Source organism: Streptomyces sp. NPDC043685, assembly GCF_056436585.1.
In genome coordinates this window covers 251,880-267,328 of sequence record NZ_JBWKCH010000011.1, presented here as the reverse complement: position 1 = coordinate 267,328, position 15,449 = coordinate 251,880, and the positions used below count along the sequence as shown (strand labels likewise).

General features: G+C 71.3%; 17 protein-coding genes and 1 pseudogene. 8 read left to right on the top strand and 10 right to left on the bottom strand.

Features of this window, described 5'->3' with window-relative positions:
• Positions 1-11 precede the first annotated feature (11 nt).
• The 4 genes and pseudogenes from AC0665_RS32390 to AC0665_RS32375 all read right to left on the bottom strand — a co-directional run bounded on the left by AC0665_RS32390 (position 12) and on the right by AC0665_RS32375 (position 1,963).
• Complete coding sequence (locus AC0665_RS32390; RefSeq protein WP_478608898.1) at positions 12-212, bottom strand: hypothetical protein; 201 nt, start codon at positions 210-212, stop codon at positions 12-14.
• Positions 213-391: 179 nt separating this feature from the next.
• Positions 392-538 (bottom strand): annotated as a pseudogene (locus AC0665_RS32385) (LLM class flavin-dependent oxidoreductase); the annotation flags it as partial.
• 203 nt (positions 539-741) lie between these two features.
• Positions 742-1,263, bottom strand: a complete 522-nt coding sequence (locus AC0665_RS32380) for a DUF4232 domain-containing protein (protein WP_478510733.1) — start codon at positions 1,261-1,263, stop codon at positions 742-744.
• Positions 1,264-1,522: 259 nt separating this feature from the next.
• Positions 1,523-1,963: a MarR family winged helix-turn-helix transcriptional regulator gene (locus AC0665_RS32375; protein ID WP_468639775.1), complete on the bottom strand. Its 441-nt coding sequence runs from the start codon at positions 1,961-1,963 to the stop codon at positions 1,523-1,525.
• Positions 1,964-2,062: 99 nt separating this feature from the next.
• Here AC0665_RS32375 and AC0665_RS32370 point away from each other — a divergent pair, with 99 nt between their 5' ends.
• From AC0665_RS32370 to AC0665_RS32360, 3 genes are all read left to right on the top strand, one after another.
• Positions 2,063-2,722, top strand: coding sequence for a maleylpyruvate isomerase family mycothiol-dependent enzyme (locus tag AC0665_RS32370; protein WP_478608491.1), 660 nt, complete (start codon positions 2,063-2,065; stop codon positions 2,720-2,722).
• A gap of 137 nt (positions 2,723-2,859) precedes the next feature.
• A complete protein-coding gene (locus AC0665_RS32365; protein ID WP_478608494.1) occupies positions 2,860-3,606 on the top strand; it encodes an SDR family oxidoreductase in 747 nt (248 codons plus the stop codon).
• 240 nt (positions 3,607-3,846) lie between these two features.
• Positions 3,847-4,500, top strand: a complete 654-nt coding sequence (locus tag AC0665_RS32360) for a TetR/AcrR family transcriptional regulator (protein WP_478510728.1) — start codon at positions 3,847-3,849, stop codon at positions 4,498-4,500.
• A 93-nt stretch (positions 4,501-4,593) separates the two neighbouring features.
• Here AC0665_RS32360 and AC0665_RS32355 read toward each other — a convergent pair whose 3' ends face one another.
• Positions 4,594-4,992, bottom strand: a complete 399-nt coding sequence (locus tag AC0665_RS32355; protein WP_478608497.1) for a YybH family protein — start codon at positions 4,990-4,992, stop codon at positions 4,594-4,596.
• A 131-nt stretch (positions 4,993-5,123) separates the two neighbouring features.
• Between AC0665_RS32355 and AC0665_RS32350 the strand changes: the two genes are divergently transcribed.
• Positions 5,124-5,420: a hypothetical protein gene (locus AC0665_RS32350; RefSeq protein WP_478608499.1), complete on the top strand. Its 297-nt coding sequence runs from the start codon at positions 5,124-5,126 to the stop codon at positions 5,418-5,420.
• A gap of 132 nt (positions 5,421-5,552) precedes the next feature.
• Entirely contained in the window at positions 5,553-6,680 is a 1,128-nt protein-coding gene (locus tag AC0665_RS32345) for a DNA alkylation repair protein (protein WP_478706395.1), read from the top strand.
• Positions 6,681-6,822: 142 nt separating this feature from the next.
• On the opposite strand, the gene AC0665_RS32340 is transcribed toward AC0665_RS32345, so the two are convergent.
• From AC0665_RS32340 to AC0665_RS32325, 4 genes are all read right to left on the bottom strand, one after another.
• The gene (locus AC0665_RS32340; protein ID WP_478608505.1) at positions 6,823-7,629 is read right to left on the bottom strand and encodes a leucine-rich repeat domain-containing protein; all 807 of its coding nucleotides are present in this window, start codon (positions 7,627-7,629) and stop codon (positions 6,823-6,825) included.
• A gap of 159 nt (positions 7,630-7,788) precedes the next feature.
• The gene (locus AC0665_RS32335; protein WP_468412497.1) at positions 7,789-7,911 is read right to left on the bottom strand and encodes a hypothetical protein; all 123 of its coding nucleotides are present in this window, start codon (positions 7,909-7,911) and stop codon (positions 7,789-7,791) included.
• Between the two features lie 125 nt (positions 7,912-8,036).
• Positions 8,037-8,267 carry a hypothetical protein gene (locus AC0665_RS32330; protein ID WP_468412495.1) on the bottom strand — a complete coding sequence of 77 codons (231 nt, stop codon included), beginning with the start codon at positions 8,265-8,267 and terminating at the stop codon, positions 8,037-8,039.
• 112 nt (positions 8,268-8,379) lie between these two features.
• Positions 8,380-9,816 carry an amidase gene (locus tag AC0665_RS32325; RefSeq protein WP_478608508.1) on the bottom strand — a complete coding sequence of 479 codons (1,437 nt, stop codon included), beginning with the start codon at positions 9,814-9,816 and terminating at the stop codon, positions 8,380-8,382.
• 109 nt (positions 9,817-9,925) lie between these two features.
• Here AC0665_RS32325 and AC0665_RS32320 point away from each other — a divergent pair, with 109 nt between their 5' ends.
• The 3 genes from AC0665_RS32320 to AC0665_RS32310 all read left to right on the top strand — a co-directional run bounded on the left by AC0665_RS32320 (position 9,926) and on the right by AC0665_RS32310 (position 14,772).
• Positions 9,926-10,777: a helix-turn-helix domain-containing protein gene (locus AC0665_RS32320; protein WP_478706394.1), complete on the top strand. Its 852-nt coding sequence runs from the start codon at positions 9,926-9,928 to the stop codon at positions 10,775-10,777.
• A 377-nt stretch (positions 10,778-11,154) separates the two neighbouring features.
• On the top strand, positions 11,155-13,752 hold the full coding sequence (gene rph, locus AC0665_RS32315; RefSeq protein ID WP_478706393.1) for a rifamycin-inactivating phosphotransferase: 2,598 nt from the start codon (positions 11,155-11,157) through the stop codon (positions 13,750-13,752).
• 132 nt (positions 13,753-13,884) lie between these two features.
• On the top strand, positions 13,885-14,772 hold the full coding sequence (locus tag AC0665_RS32310) for an alpha/beta hydrolase (RefSeq protein WP_478706392.1): 888 nt from the start codon (positions 13,885-13,887) through the stop codon (positions 14,770-14,772).
• Between the two features lie 103 nt (positions 14,773-14,875).
• Here the strand turns inward: AC0665_RS32310 and AC0665_RS32305 are convergent, their stop codons facing one another.
• Positions 14,876-15,241: an STAS domain-containing protein gene (locus AC0665_RS32305; protein WP_468412485.1), complete on the bottom strand. Its 366-nt coding sequence runs from the start codon at positions 15,239-15,241 to the stop codon at positions 14,876-14,878.
• Between the last annotated feature and the right edge of the window lie 208 nt (positions 15,242-15,449).

Sequence of the window (15,449 nt, the reverse complement as noted above, 5' to 3'; positions counted from 1 at the left end):
CGAACGATCGGTCAGATCACCGGCGGCCCCGCCTCGATCCGGCGCAGGACCGGCGACAGGCGGTCCAGGTCGGTGCCGGTCCGGATCTGGCGCTCGTCCCACCAAGCGGCGCCGGCGTCGCGCAGCGGGCCGATGACGTCCCTGGCCGACTCCGGGGACGTGGCACCGCCGAGCACGAACTCGAAGGCCGATCGGCCTCGGCCGTACGGCACTTGCGTACGTAGGCGACGAGATCCCGCCCTTCGGCCACCTCGGGAACGTGCCCGTGCCGGGCCGTCTCGAAGAGGGGTACCGCACGGCCCCACCGCGCTGCCCGCCGCATCGGAGGGCGACGTGGCCAGAACCCGCCGGTCCACACCGGCGGGCCGGGCTTCTGCACGGTGGCGGGCAGCAGGGTCACGTCCCGGGCCCGGTAGTGCCGGCCGTGGTGGTCCACCGGCTTGCCGGACCAGACGCTCCGGAGCAACTCCAGCCCCTCGTCCAGTCGTTCGGCGAGGACGGTTGGGGATGTTGCCGGAGAAGCGCATCCCCGCAGCATCGGCAACCGGCCCCTCGAGGGCAATCGGATTCCGGTCCGGTTGGACGCGTCGCCGCCCTGCCGTATCCGAGGCCCGGCGCATCGCCGCCGGCCCGGGCGGAGGCGGTGACGCCGCGCGGCCATGACATGAGCCGTGCCGCCCCCGGCCGACGATATGTCGCACGGCCAGGGGCGGATCGGGCCTCGGTCCAGACCGCCGGGTCTCAGTCCGAGAAGGGAACGGCGTCGGCGGGATCCGCGTGCCAGTTGGTGGCCACGGGCCGGTCGACCGTGGCCGTGTCGGGGAGGCGGAGGCTGACGGCGTTGCCCTCGTCCCCGGCGACCGAGAGGTGGATCAGGTCGAACTGCTTGCCGTGGTCGCTGCCCGTGGTCATGGGATTGATGCCGGCGTAGGCGGCCTTGGAGCCGGACAGTACGACGTTCTCACTGACGGACTGCTCGGCCGGTCCCACCTCGGTGTCGGGGGAGGAGCCGAAGGAGGCGGACGGGAAGACGCCCTTCAGGTAACAGGTGACACCGGACTTGGCCTTGGCGGTGACGAGGTAGTAGCCGCCCGCCTGCGTCTTCACGCTCACCTTGAAGGTCAGGTCCTTGGTCGCGCAGGCCCGCACGGTGTCGCTTCGGCTGTCGGCGGTGGCAGTGGCGGCCGCGGTGGCCGTGAGGGACACCGCCGCGACGGCGGCCAGGGCGAGGCGGGCGGAGCGGGCGGTGAAACGGGAACGCATCAGATCTCCAGGTGCGAAGTGGATGGTCCGGCGAGCTGCTCGGACGACCCAAGCCTGTGCCGTGATCCGTCCCATCGGCCACGGATGGCGGCCATGACGGGACGCTGGAACGCTGAAACGGGCTCTGACCTGCACAGACTCCGACCGTCTGGAACGGTGCGCCGGGACACGGTCGTTCACGTCCGCGGTCCGTCGTCCGCCGGAGGGCAGCCTCATTCCGGCGCTCTGCGTCTCTCCGGGCGCGTGCTTCGCGTCCCCTTTAGGCCCACGGGTCGGTGATCTGCCGGAGCAGGGTGAGGGCTTCCCGCAGCTGCTTCATCCGCCGCTTCCCGAGGTGCTGCTCCCACTCCTTCTCCACCTCGGCGACCACCGCGTCGGCGACCTCCTTGGCCGCCCGGGCCTTCTCCGCGCCGCGAACCAGCCTGGCCCGTCGGTCGGTCGGGTCGGGCACGCGGGTGACATAGCCCGCCTTCTCCAACTGGTCGACGAGGAAGCCCGCCGTCTGCTTGGTGATCTGGGCCTGCTCGGCGAGCTCGGTCAGACGGGTGCCCTCGGGGCCGATGCGCTGCATGACCCGCGCCTGAGCGGGCGTGAAGTCGTCGAAGCCGGCCTCGGCGAGCGCGGCGAAGACACGGTTCTCCAAGGCCCGGTACGGCAGGAACAACAGCACGCCCGTGTTGAGGCCGCTCTCCGTCACCATCGCCCGCCCTCTTTCCGCACCCTGGTCGCGGCACGCCGCGCCTCCCTTGACACTGGTCAGAGTGCCTGACTACTTTGGTCAGAGGAGCTTACCATTTAGGTGGGTGATGTCGTGGGTGCGGTGCTGGACATCGACGAGCTCTGGCGGATCGTCGATCAGGAGCGGACGAACCTGGCCGACCTGCTGGACGGTCTGAGCCCCGACGAGTGGGAGACGCGCACGCGCTGCGGGGACTGGCGGGTGCGGGACGTGGCCGCGCACCTGACCATCGCGGCGCGCTACTCCCGTGGGCAGGTGATCCGGGAGATGGTCCGGGCGCGCGGGAACTGGAACCGGATGATCCACGACTCGGCGGTGCGTGAGGGGTCGTTGCCCGTCGCCGAGATCGTCGCGAACCTCCGCTCGATCGTCGGCTCCCGCCGGCTGGCACCCGCCACCTCGCGCCGCGAGCCCCTCCTCGACCTCCTGGTGCACGGCCAGGACATCGCCCTCGCGCTCGGCCGGACACGTCCGATGCCCCTTGCCGCCGCTCGTGACGCCGCCGACCGGGTATGGACCATGCGCTTCCCGCCCCGCCCCTGGCCTCTGCCGAAGGCCCGGCTCGTCGCGACGGACATCGAGTTCACGCGAGGGTCCGGCCAGGAGATCCGCGGCCCGATCGCCGCCCTGCTCCTGCTGCTCACCGGCCGCCCGGAAGCGGCCCGGGAATGGGCCGGGCGCACGGGGGAGCCCTGGACAGGGGCCGCGACTGCGGCGTGAGGCCTCCCGTCCTACGTGCACGAGCTGCCACGGGTCCGCGCGTGCGAAAGGAGCTACCGCGGACAGAGATGTGGACAGGTCGTCCATATTCTGTTTATATGGACTCAGCGTCCACTTCTCATGGAGGAGCAAGACTCATGACCAGCACATCCCGCACCGACCGCCGCGTCGCCCTCGTCACCGGCGGCTCCGGCGGCATCGGCAAGGCAGTGGTGGAGCGGCTCGCCGCGGACGGCTTCGCGCTCGCCGTGCACTACGCCGGCAACAAGGGCAGGGCCGAGGCCCTCGTCGAGGAGATCACCGCGTCCGGCGGCCAGGCCGTCGCCGTCAGTGGGGACGTCGGCGAGGAGCAGGAGATGGAGGCGGCCTTCGACGCCGTGGAGGCGGCGTTCGGCGGGATCGACGTGGTGATCAACACCGCCGGGATCATGGTGCTCGCACCGATCGCCGAGCTGAACCTCGACGACCTCGACCGGATGCACCGCACCAACATCCGCGGCACCTTCGTCGTCGCCCAGCAGGCCGCCCGCCGGGTACGCAGGGGCGGCGCGATCATCAACGTGTCCACGTCGGTCACGCGCACCCAGCTCCCCACCTACGGCGCCTACGTCGCCAGCAAGGCCGCCGTGCAGAGCATCGGGCTGATCCTCGCCCGCGAACTGCGCGGCAAGGACATCACCGTCAACACCGTCGCGCCCGGCCCGGTCGCCACCCCGCTCTTCCTCGAGGGCAAGGACGAGACCACCGTGGCCGACTTCGCCAAGGCCACCCCGCTGGAGCGGCTCGGCGAACCGCGCGACGTCGCCGAGTCGGTCGCCTTCCTCGCCGGCCCGGCCCGCTGGGTCAACGGACAGGTCCTCTACACCAACGGCGGTCTGGCCTGACCCCGCGAGCCGCCCGCCTCGCGAACCCGCGCCGCACCCTCCGCAGGGGCAGCCCGTCATCCCACGCGACGAGGGGCAGTCCGTCCTCCCACGCGACGTCGGGCAACTCGTGCGCGTCGAGGAAACCGACGACGCCCGCCGGGGTCCTCCGGCCCACCGGCCGAGCCGGTGCCCGGACCGCATGACGATCACCCGGCTTCCTAGACTGATCCGACCGGGACCACACCAGGGAGAGACATCGTGACCAAGCAGGCCGAGGGAGCCGCCGAACGCCCGGCCCGCGGGCGCGGGCGCCGCCCGGCCGACGAGGTCCGCGCGGACGTCTTCCGCGTGGTCGGCGAGGTGCTCCTGAAGGAAGGCATCGCCGACCTGACCTTCGAACGGGTGGCCCGCCTGTCGGGTGTCAGCAAGACGACCCTGTACAAGTGGTGGCCCTCCAAAGGCGCCCTCGCCCTGGACGGCTACTTCCACGCCGTCGAGGAAACCCTCGCCTTCGAGGACACCGGCGACATCCGCGCCGACCTCACCCGCCAACTGCGGGCGTTCGCGCACATCATGACCGCGACGCCGGCCGGGCGGGTGGTGACCGAGCTGATCGGGCAGTCCCAGACCGACGAGGACCTGGCGACCGCCTTCCGCTCCCTCTACTCCTCCGAACGCCGACGGCTGGCGGGGGAGCGGCTGTCGCGTGCCAAGGAGCAGGGCCAGATCCGCGAGGACATCGACGTCCAGGTCGTCGTCGACCAGCTTTGGGGCGCCGTCTACCACCGGATGCTGATCCCGGACGAGCCCGTGACCGACGAGTTCGTCGTCGCCCTGGTCTCCCATCTCATCGACGGCATCAGCCCGCCTCCCGGGCACACCGATGGCGGGGAGCGCACAGCGCGGCATTGACGCTGCCCGCGACGGTGGTCACAGCACCGCCGGTCGCGGCGTGGTGACAGCCCCCGCAGTCCGGGCACCGGAACGGCGCGTCCGCCCCTCCGCCTACTCGGCCACGGTGTCGCCGTGCCGATGGGCCACCTTCCACCCACCGTCCTCACGGCGGTACACCTGAGTGACCCGCAGCGTGTAGCCGCGCGGTTCCCCGTCGACGGAGACCGAGGTGTGCTCCAGGCCGGCCGTGTAGGCCATGTCTCCCGACACGTCGAGCGCCTGTAGTTCGAACACGTACGACGTGCAGTCGGAGAAGCTCCTGGCCAGGGCGGTGAAGAGCTGGTCGATCTGCTGTCGCCCGTAGGCGTTGCGCCACGCCCCCAGGACACTCACGGGCTCGTTGCGCGACCAGAGGGCCCGGCGGGGAGCCGCGTCGCCGTTGTGCAGGGCCAGCTCGGCCTCGTAGAGGGCGGTCTCGACCCACACCAGGAAATCGTCACGGTCGGTCATGCCTTCATCATGCGGCGACGCCTGGGCGAACCGCGATTTCGGACGAGCGGCACGCGGTCGCACGGCGCCCAGACCACCCCTCGCGCCCTCGGCGGACCCCCGTTGTCGGTGGTGGGTGGAAGGCTGGCCCCATGAACGGCGATGAGCAGCTGCTGCGCGGCCGGGTGTACGGCCATGACCACGACGACCCCGACCCGGGCCCCCGCCCGGGCCAGACGTACGCCCACCTCGTCGGCGGCCCGCTGGACGGACTGCTGCTGGACGTCACGGGCTGGACGCCGGACGAGATGGCCACCGGAGCCGCCCTGCCCACCGAACTCGGGCAGTTCCCCGGCGGTCGCGCGCTGTACGAGCCCCGCAGCGACGCACCACGGGCACCGGGCCCGGGAGTGACCTGCCGCTTCTACCACTGCGGGGACAGCCCCTGACCGGCCCGGACACGGACGCGACATCCGGCGCCCGACCGCACGTCCTGCTTCCGGAACGCGAACCGCGTGCCCACCGGCTCACCCGGACCGATCACCACCGAGCCGCACCACCCCCCACACGGAAGAAGCCGCATGCCCACCGCCGACGAACTCCTCGGCCACGACACCGTCCAGCACCTCATCGACGCCGTGCGGACCGCCGTTCCGGACGCCGACCTGAAGTCACTGCGCGCGGCTTCGCGGCAGATCGCTCCGCTGTCCCTCAGGGAACGAGCCGACCTGCTGAGGGACGCGCTGCTCACCGACCTCCCCGGCGATTACGCGGAACTGGCCCGGGCCGTTCGCTCGGCACGGGACGACCCGCACTTCACGGGATGGCTCATCTGGCCGGTCACCAGCGCTCTCGCGACCCGCGCGGTCCAGGACGGCGGCGTCGCCGCGTTCGACGACGCGATGGCGCTGCTGGCCGACCTCACCGGGCGTCTCACCTCGGAGTTCGCCATCAGGACACTGCTGCGGCACGACCTCGACCGCGCCCTCGGCATCATCAGCGGCTGGCCCGGCTCGGCCGACGCCGACGTCCGCAGGCTCGCCTCCGAGGGCACCCGCCCCTACCTCCCCTGGGCGGTGCGGGTGCCGGGCCTCATGGCCCGGCCGGGAGTAACCGTGTCGCTCCTGGACGCCCTCTACCGGGACGAGAGCGACGATGTGCGCCGCTCGGTCGCCAACCACCTCAACGACCTCAGCCGCGACCACCCCGACCTCGTCCTCACCACCGCCCGCCGCTGGCTGAACGACCCGGACGCCGCCACGGAACGCCTCGTACGTCATGCACTGCGCACCCTCGTCAAGCGCGGCCACCCCGCCGCACTGGAACTGCTCGGCTTCGCCCCGGCGGCGCTCCACATCGACGGACCTCATCTCGACCGTGGCAGCGTCCCGTTCGGCGGCAGCGTCCGTTTCACCGCTTCGATCCACAACACCGGTGACGCCCCGGCGCGGCTCTCGATCGACTACATCGTGCACCACCGCAAGGCCAACGGCGGCCAGACCGGCAAGACCTTCAAACTCACCACCCGCACCCTCGCCCCCGGCGAGCGTACGCAGGTGACGCGGGAGCACTCCTTCCGCCCGGTCACGACCCGACGCTACTACCCAGGGCGGCACGCGATCTCCCTGCAGATCAACGGAGTGGAGACCGCCCGCGCCGACTTCGAACTGACCGACGGCACCGCACCATCAGGCCCGGGACCGAGCTGATGACCTGCGATCTTCGCCGGTCGCCCGGACGGAGTCCACCGGCAGGTCGCATGCCCAGCCACCAAGCGCGGCAGCTCATCACGGCGCTCGACGCCCTGGACCGCACCTTCGCCTTGAAAGACCCTTCCGAACACCCCACGGATCAATCGGAGGCCGGCCGGTCGACTCGGCCTCCTCGGTGAGGTGTCGGGAGATGCCCCTCGGCGCCCTCGGGCAGTTCGGCCACACACCGCTGCGAGCAGGCGTTCACGAGGAGCGGGAGCACGTCGGTGGCCACGCGCCGTGAGAGCCACACTTGGTGCAGTCCGCCGGGCGGGACCGGACGGGCGCAGACACCGCACCCGTCGACGGCCGTGGTGCCCCAGCGCCGGGGATCGAGATCACGCAGGTCGATGTCCGTCCCGGCGCCCGGGGAGAGCGGAAGCCGCGGAAATGGTGGTCGCAGCTTGTCGTTGCCGAACAGGGCCCGGGTGCTCACCGTGCTACGGCTCAGCTTCCGGCACCGAGTGATCTCATACGGAAACCAGTGCAACCGGTAGGAGGTGTACGGAGTGAACTCCTCCAGGCCGGTCATGGCCCCGATCTCGGGCGGGATCCGGACCAGGTTGCTGCCGTAGAGCACAAGGTGCCTGACCGCCGTCAGCTTGGCGATGCTCGGCGGCAAGGTGATGATCTGCCGCCGGTGCTCGGGACTCAACTCGGTCAGAGGGCGGAACTCCTCGCGTCCGTCGGCGGCGGCCTCCTCGACGAGCTCCAGGAGCCGCTGCCAGCCCGGCGCCGAGGTGTCCTGCCGTTCGGCGTGGAAACCGACCCGCGCCCGCGGGTGCGGCCTGGACTGGTCGAAGCACGAGCATCCGTCCGCCCTCCGGGGCCCACCCCCAGCATGCGCAGGATCGGACGTGTCGCCCCAGCGGTTCACAAAGAGCCGCGGCTCTCCCTCGGCTGTCATGGACGCCAAGATACGGACGCCCCGGAGTTCCCGCCCGGAGGGATGTGCCGAAGCTTGATAGGGGACGCGGATCGGGGGTACCTGCGTCGGCATGGCCTCGGAAAACGATCACGCTGAATCCGTACGAGCCCTGCGGCAACTGCGCAGGATGCGCACCTTCTATGCCGGGGGCGCCGTCTTGTGGGCCGCTACGGCCACGTCGGCGGGGTGGGACAGTCCCGGGAGCCGGCAGATGTGGGTCTCCGTGGTGCTGCTCATGGTCTTCGCCGCTCTGCTGGGCATGACGTCACTGTGGCTGTGGCGCCAGCAGGCTCGCCGTTCGGAGGAGCCCGTTCACCATGCCGCTCCGCGCAGGACGGCCTGGCGCCGTCACGCCAACGCCTGAGGGCCACGGACCCCGACCGCGCCTACGGGTTCGGAGCATCGCCCGCCACGCGTGCCGACCGCGGCCCGTCGTCCGCTTCCGAGCCCGGCCCGAAGTCACCCGGGCGGTCGCTTCGAAGTTGCTCGTAGCGCTGCACATAGGCGTCGACGGCCTGGTGAACCGTGCAGCCCCAGGTCTCGCGGATCGTCGCGATCGCGGCGATGCTCCGGTGCGCCAGGATGTCGTGGTCCACACTCGCGGGCAGTTGGTCCATGGGCGTGAGGCTACCGGGACGAGGAGATCGGTCTCCGCCGAACGGCCGAACCCTTCAAGCGCTTGCCCTGCCCTGCCGGTTGGCCGGGCAGGGCAGGCGCTGTCGTACCCGGTCAGCCGACGGGCGGGCGACGATCGGACCAGGGCAGTGCCCGCTCGATCAGACGCGCCACCTGAAGCAGAAGGTCCTCACGCCAGGGCGCGGCCACGATCTGGACGCCCACCGGAAGGCCGGTGGCGAGGTCATGGTGGACGGGGACGGAGATCGCCGGTTGGCCGGTCACGTTGAACAGCGAGGTGAACACGCCCATGGGGTAGCTGTTCCGCAGCGCGGCCGACGGATCCTCCTCGGTACCGGCCCGCCAGGCGCCGATCGGCGGCGGCAGACACGCCATCGTGGGAGTGACCAGCAGATCGAAGCCGGCCACGAAGCCCTCGACGACCCGTCGCGACAACCGCTGAGCCCTCAGCACCGCTTGCGCGTAGCCCCAGGAATCGATCGATCGCGCCGCCTCCCGCAGAGCGCGGTTGTGCGGCTCGACACGGTCCGGATCGGCCAGCGGGACCCCCGCGCCGCCGATGTTCCACAGCGTGGTGAACGCCCCGACCAGCTCGTCCGTCGAGGGCAGTGGAAGGCGGGTGTCGACGATGTGGTGGCCGGCCGCTTCGAGCGCGCCGAGCGTGAGACGCACGGCCGTGAGGCAGGCCGGGTCCACGCCGACGCCGTCGAGGGGCGAGTCGGTGAGCACCCCGACACGCAGCCCGGCCGGCGGCTCCGTCGCCGTCGCCGCCGCGAAGGACTCGCGCCGGGCCGGTGGTGACCACCACGCGGCCGGGTCGTGACGGGCGACCACGTCGAGCACGGCCGCGGTGTCCGTCACGGAGCGGGTGAGCACACCGCTGGTGGCGAGGCCCTCCACGAGGACGGTCTCCTGACTGATGAGGCCGCGGGTGGGCTTGAGCCCGACGAGGCCGTTGCACGAGGCGGGGATCCGTATCGACCCGCCGCCGTCCTCGGCGTGCGCGAGGGGCGCCATCCCGGCGGCGACGGCCACGCCGGCGCCACTGGAGGAACCTCCGGGGGTGCGTCGCGGGTCCCAGGGGTTGCGCGAAATGCCCAAGGCCTCGCTCTCGGTGAAGGGCAGCGACCCGAACTCGGAGGTGGTGGTCTTGCCGAGCAGCACGAACCCGGCGTCCACGAACCGCCGTACGACCGGGTCGGACGCCGCAACCGGAGTCCGGTCGGTGCCCGCGGAACCGTACGTGGTGGGCCAACCGGCCACGTCCATGAGGTCCTTGATTGGCAGCGGGACACCGAGGAACGGCGGAAGGTCATCGGGTGAGGCGGCACGTGCGACGGTGTCGGCGGCTTCGGCCGCTGCCTTGCGGACGTCGTCGTCGGCCCGGTGGCAGAACGCGTTGAGCCCGGGGTCGAGTTCGTCCATGCGGCGCAGGTAGCAGTCCGCCACTTCGACCGGGCTCACCTCCTTGCGGCGGATGGCCGAGGCGAGCGCGACGGCCGTGGTACGGGGGTCGGTCGGCGAGGGCATCACAAGCGATCCTTTCGGTTCGGGACAGTGCCTGACCGTCAGGGTCACCGCTGCCGCGAGCCGGGTCTTGGACGAATGTCGCGCGGGGCCGAGTGCGTACCCTGGCCGTATGCGATCCGCCGAACAGGCACTCGACGCTGCCGCGGTGTGGGACATCGCCACTCCGATGCGGCCCTCCGCGCTGCACGGCCTGAGCATGGCCGGGTTCCGCGCCCGTACCGCTGACCCCCTTGACCTGAGGGTGGTGCCGTACCCGGCCGTCACGGTGGCGGTGGACCTCGGCGACCACCCCCTCACCGTCGAGGACGAAGGCGGCGGGCGGCACGAGGGCGGCGTCGTCGTCGGGCTGGCACCCACCGGCGTCCACGGCCGCGGCCACGAAATCGAGTGTTTGCAGCTGCGACTTTCGCCGTTGATGGCGTACGCCGTGCTGGGCGCGTCCGAGGACCTGGGGCGAGCGGTCGTCCCGCTGCGCGACCTGTGGGGGCCGGAGGCAGAGCGCACCCGGGAGAGGCTGTGGCTCGCGGAGTCATGGCACGACCGGTTCACGCTCGCCGAGGCCGCGCTCGCCCGGCGCTGTGCGGAGGGTCGGCGGGCGGACCCGGAGGTGGCCCACGCCTGGCGGCTGCTCGTCGCACACCGGGGGCGGATCCGGATCGAGCACCTGGCCGCCGAGACCGGGTGGAGCCGTAAGCGGTTGTGGTCGCGGTTCCGTTCCCAGATCGGCCTCAACCCCAAGCGCGCCGCCCAGCTGGTCCGTTTCGACGACGCGGCCCACCGTCTGGCCGCCGGACAGAGCGCGGCACAGGTGGCCGCGGAGGCCGGTTACGCCGACCAGTCGCATCTCCATCGCGATGTCAGGGCCTTCGCCGGCGCGACGCCCACGGCTGTCGCCGGCGCGCCGTGGCTCGCGGTCGACGACATCGCGTGGGCCGCCCCCGCCTACCTCAACGGCGCGTGATGCCCGGGCGTGACGGGCGTGCTTAGCGATCGCGAAAGTGGCGGTCATGTCTCAGGGAACGTGTGCCGTTCCAGCGGACGTTCCCGCACCCCGACCAGGATCCGGCACCCCATCGGGATTCGGCACCTTGAAGCGGGTTCCGGCACACGACGCATCAGGTTCCGGCACACGACCGAGGACTCGGCACACGACAAAAGGCAAGGAGTCCTCTCCTTGCCTCTCCCAAGGTATAGCGCATCGGGGGGCTTGCGGCAAGGCCCCCGTGACGGCGCAGAATCATCGCCCTGAGCCACAACCTGCGGAAACGGGGACATGAGGGTGCGTGTGTTGGATATGAGGAGCTGCCCGACCAGCGGTGCGGCGGGGGAGGTGTCCCGATGACCGGACGACTCGTCCTGGACCTCCGAGAGGTCGACGAGACACAGATCGCGGTCGTCGGCGGCAAGGGTGCGCACCTGGGCACGCTGTCCCGGATCGAGGACGTCAGCGTGCCGGGCGGTTTCGTCGTGACGACGGAAGCCTTCCGGCAGGTCATGGCGGAAGTTCCCTCCATCAGGGCCCAGTTCGAGGAACTGGCGGGCCTGGCGCCCGACGACCGGGAGGCGGTCCGAACGCTCAGCGCGCGGATGCGCCGCATCATCGAAGGTATCGCCGTGCCGGGCGAGGTCGCGGCGGCGGTCACCCGCGCGCTCGCCGGGCTCGGCGAGGAAGCCGCCTACGCCGTCCGGTCCAGTGCGACGGCCGAGGACCTGCCGACCGCCTCGTTCGCAGGCCAGCAGGACACGTATCTGAACATCGTGGGGCGGGACGCGGTCCTCCGGCACATCAGCCGGTGCTGGGCCTCACTGTTCACCGAGCGGGCGGTGACGTACCGTCAGCGCAACGGCATCGACCACCGTGCGGTCCACATGGCCGTCGTCGTGCAGCGGATGGTCTTCTCGGAGGCGGCCGGCATCCTGTTCACGGCCGATCCCGTCACGGGCAACCGGAAGGTCGCCACCGTGGACGCCGGTTTCGGGCTGGGCGAAGCCCTGGTCTCCGGGCTGGTGAACCCGGACGTCTTCACGGTGCGGGACGGCGAGATCGTCGCCCGGACGATCGCCGCCAAAGAGCGTGCCGTCGAGGCCTTGCCGGACGGCGGCACACGGGACGTGGTGATCGACTCGCAGCGGCAGGAGCAGCCGGCGCTGACGGATGCGCAGGCCCTGCGGCTCGTGCGGCTCGGGCGCCGGATCGAGGCGCACTTCGGCAGCCCGCAGGACATCGAATGGTGCCTGGCCGATGACACCTTCCGGATCGTGCAGAGCCGGCCGATCACGACGCTCTTCCCCATCCCGGAGCCCGGCGACGAGGAGAACCACGTCTACGTCTCCGTCGGGCATCAGCAGATGATGACCGACGCGATGAGGCCGCTGGGGCTCTCGCTGTGGAAGCTGACGGCCATGGCACCGATGCGCGACGCCGGCGGGAGGCTCTTCGTCGACGCGACGCGCGCGCTGTCCTCTCCCACGAGCCGCGCCAACCTCCTGGACCTGGTGGGGCGGTCCGATCCGCTGACCAGGGACGCCCTGGAGACGGTCCTCGACCGTGACGGCTTCCTCCCCTCGCTCCCCGACCCGGAGCCGGGCGGCCGCCCGCCCGGTCGCGCGTCCGACCCGGTCGAGACCGACCCGGCGGTCGTCACCCGGCTGATCCAACGCAGCGAGGAGTCCGTCGCCGCCCTGCGGCGCGACATCGCCACCAAGAGCGGACCGGAGCTGTTCGACTTCCTGCTGGAGGCCTTCGAGGAGCACAAACGGGTCCTCACCGACCCGTTGAGCTACCAGGCCATCATGGCGGGGATGGAGTCCACGTGGTGGCTCAACGACCACCTGCACGAGTGGCTGGGCGAGAAGAACGCGGCCGACACGCTCACGCTGTCCGCCCCCGACAACATCACCTCGGAGATGGGCCTGGCACTGCTCGACGTCGCGGACGCGATCCGGCCCCATCCGGAAGTGGTGGCGTTCCTGCGGAACGTCGAGGACGACGGTTTCCTCGACGAGTTGCCGAAGCTCACGGGCGGGACCGAGGCGCGTGACGCCATCGAGGCCTATCTCGACCGGTACGGCATGCGCTGCGCCGGCGAGATCGACATCACCAGGCCCCGCTGGAGCGAGCGCCCCGGCACACTCGTCCCGGCGATCCTCGACAACGTCAGGAACTTCGAACCGGGCGCCGCCGCACGCCGCTTCGAGCAGGGCCGGCAGAAGGCGCTGGAGAAGGAACAGGACGTGCTGGCCCGGCTCCGGACTCTGCCCGACGGGGAGAGCAAAGCCGACCGGACGAAGAAGATGATCGACCGCGTCCGCACCTTCATCGGCTACCGGGAGTACCCCAAGTACGGCATCATCAGCCGCTACTTCGTCTACAAGCAGGCCCTCATGGCGGAGGCCGAGCGCCTCGTGGAGGCGGGTGTGCTCCGTGAGCGGGAGGACGTCTTCTACCTCACCTTCGACGAACTCCGCGACCTCGTACGCTCGCAGCAGGTGGACGACGGACTCGTCCGGCAGCGCAAGGAGGACTTCCGGTCGTACCAAGCGCTCACTCCGCCCCGGGTCCTCACCTCGGAGGGCGAGGCCCTCAACGGCGCGTACCGGCGCGATGACGTGCCGGCCGGTGCCCTGATCGGCCTGGCGGTGTCCGGCGGGACCGTCGAGGGGCGGGCCCGCGTCATCCTGGACATGGCGGACGCCGATCTGGAGCCGGGCGACATTCTGGTGACGGCCTACACGGATCCCAGTTGGTCACCTCTGTTCGTCGGGATCGCGGGCCTGGTGACGGAGGTCGGCGGGCTGATGACCCACGGCGCGGTGATCGCCCGGGAGTACGGCCTGCCGGCCGTGGTGGGCGTGGGGCAGGCCACCCGGCTGATCAAGGACGGCCAGCGGATCCGCGTGCACGGAACCGACGGGTACATCGAGATCCTGCCCTGACCCTTGGGGCATGACCACGACCGGTGGGGCGCGCGACGTGCCGGCTCCGCGCCCCACCGGCCGTCAGCGCCCTGTCATGAACGACTGGCCGAGGGGCACGAGCACTGCGACGTCCGGAAGCGGGGAGGCTGCGTGTTCGACGGTTTCGAGCTGACGCGATGCGAAGGGGACGGGGTCCGACTGCGGGTGCGTCACGGCGGCGAAGGCCCCGCGGTGCTGCTGCTGCACGGCCATCCACGGACGCACGCCACCTGGCACCGTGTCGCTCCGCTGCTGGCCGTGGCCGGCCTCACCGTGGTCTGCCCCGATCTGCGCGGCTACGGACAGTCCGACAAACCCGCCTCCGACCCGGAGCACCGTCCGTACTCCAAGCGCGCCATGGCCCGTGACTGCCTGGCGGTCATGCGCCGCCTCGGGCATGAGCGGTTCGCTGTCGTCGGGCACGACCGGGGCGCATACGTGGCCACCCGCCTGGCCCTGGACCATCCGGCGGTCGTGTCCACCGTCAGCGTGCTGGACGCCGTGCCGATCGGCGAGGCCCTGCGGCGCTGCGACGCGACGTTCGCCGCGAGCTGGTGGCACTGGTTCTTCCTCGGCCAGACCGACAAGCCCGCCGAACGCCTCATCAACGCCGACCCCGACGCCTGGTACCGCGCCACCGGCGACCAGATGGGCGCCGACGCCTACGAGGACTACCGGCGCGCGATCCACGACCCGGCCACCGTGCACGCCATGTGCGAGGACTACCGCGCCGGCCTCGGCGTCGACCGCGAGCACGACGACGCCGACCAGCGGGCGGGCCGGCGCATCTCCCGGCCCCTCCAGGTGCTGTGGGCCACCCGGGACGACATGGCCGATCTCTACGGCGACGTGCTGGACGTCTGGCGCGACTGGGCGGGCGGACGGCTCGAAGGGGGCCCACTCGACTCCGGACACCACATGGCAGAGGAGGCGCCCGAGGCTCTCGCAGCGGCCCTGCTCGGCTTCTGGCGGAGCACCGGGTGGCACGGAGGCCGGTGAAACAGGCCTGACGGGCTCGGGGTCGTGATCGGTACGGCCGCATGCCCGACCGCCGCCCGGCAGCTCACGCAGGAGCGGCGGGGCGGCGGTCCGAGCCCGCGGGTCAGGCGCTCAGGGCCTGCTCGGTGGTGTCGTGGCAGGGGATCAGCGTGTCGACGCCGACCAGTTGCAACACGCGCAGGACGGAGTGCTGGGCGCCGGCGATGCGCACCCAGCCGTCCGCGCCGCTCACCCGCTGGTGGGCGGTGACGAAGACGTTGATGCCGCTGGAGTCCATGAAGGTCACACCGCTCAGATCCGCGACGATCCGCGGCGGCGCCGCACCGTCGTCGACGAGCAGGGCCGCGCTGAGCACGTCCTGGACGTCGTGGTCGATCTCGCCCCGCAGCGTCACGACACGGATGTCTCCTGACATGCGGTGTTCGGCGTGGAGCCGGCCCGGCCGGTTCGCTTCCTCGATCTGGGTCACCGTCTCCTCGAATGTGCTTAGGCTTGCCCGGTCAGAACGTGCGCGACTGATTCTGCCCCACCGCCCCGGCCGGATGCACCCGAGCGGCTGTGCCGAACAACACCCTTGCGGCATGCAGGGCAGCGAAACGGGGTACCGGCGCGCGTGAACGGGGAGTGAGGGCGAGGCCAGTGGGAGCTGATGTCGACGGTGACGGCTGTACAGCACC

What these genes read in the sequence shown, in the direction of transcription:
- AC0665_RS32365 (WP_478608494.1), top strand. Translation starts at nt 2,860, where the DNA reads ATGACCAGCACATCCCGCACCGACCGCCGCGTCGCCCTCGTCACCGGC.
- AC0665_RS32345 (WP_478706395.1), top strand. Translation starts at nt 5,553, where the DNA reads ATGCCCACCGCCGACGAACTCCTCGGCCACGACACCGTCCAGCACCTC.
- AC0665_RS32335 (WP_468412497.1), bottom strand. Translation starts at nt 7,911, where the DNA reads ATGCCCAGCAGAGCGGCGAAGACCATGAGCAGCACCACGGAGACCCAC.
- AC0665_RS32320 (WP_478706394.1), top strand. Translation starts at nt 9,926, where the DNA reads ATGCGATCCGCCGAACAGGCACTCGACGCTGCCGCGGTGTGGGACATC.
- AC0665_RS32355 (WP_478608497.1), bottom strand. Translation starts at nt 4,992, where the DNA reads ATGACCGACCGTGACGATTTCCTGGTGTGGGTCGAGACCGCCCTCTAC.
- AC0665_RS32350 (WP_478608499.1), top strand. Translation starts at nt 5,124, where the DNA reads ATGAACGGCGATGAGCAGCTGCTGCGCGGCCGGGTGTACGGCCATGAC.
- rph (WP_478706393.1), top strand. Translation starts at nt 11,155, where the DNA reads ATGACCGGACGACTCGTCCTGGACCTCCGAGAGGTCGACGAGACACAG.
- AC0665_RS32340 (WP_478608505.1), bottom strand. Translation starts at nt 7,629, where the DNA reads ATGACAGCCGAGGGAGAGCCGCGGCTCTTTGTGAACCGCTGGGGCGAC.
- AC0665_RS32325 (WP_478608508.1), bottom strand. Translation starts at nt 9,816, where the DNA reads ATGCCCTCGCCGACCGACCCCCGTACCACGGCCGTCGCGCTCGCCTCG.
- AC0665_RS32380 (WP_478510733.1), bottom strand. Translation starts at nt 1,263, where the DNA reads ATGCGTTCCCGTTTCACCGCCCGCTCCGCCCGCCTCGCCCTGGCCGCC.
- AC0665_RS32330 (WP_468412495.1), bottom strand. Translation starts at nt 8,267, where the DNA reads ATGGACCAACTGCCCGCGAGTGTGGACCACGACATCCTGGCGCACCGG.
- AC0665_RS32375 (WP_468639775.1), bottom strand. Translation starts at nt 1,963, where the DNA reads ATGGTGACGGAGAGCGGCCTCAACACGGGCGTGCTGTTGTTCCTGCCG.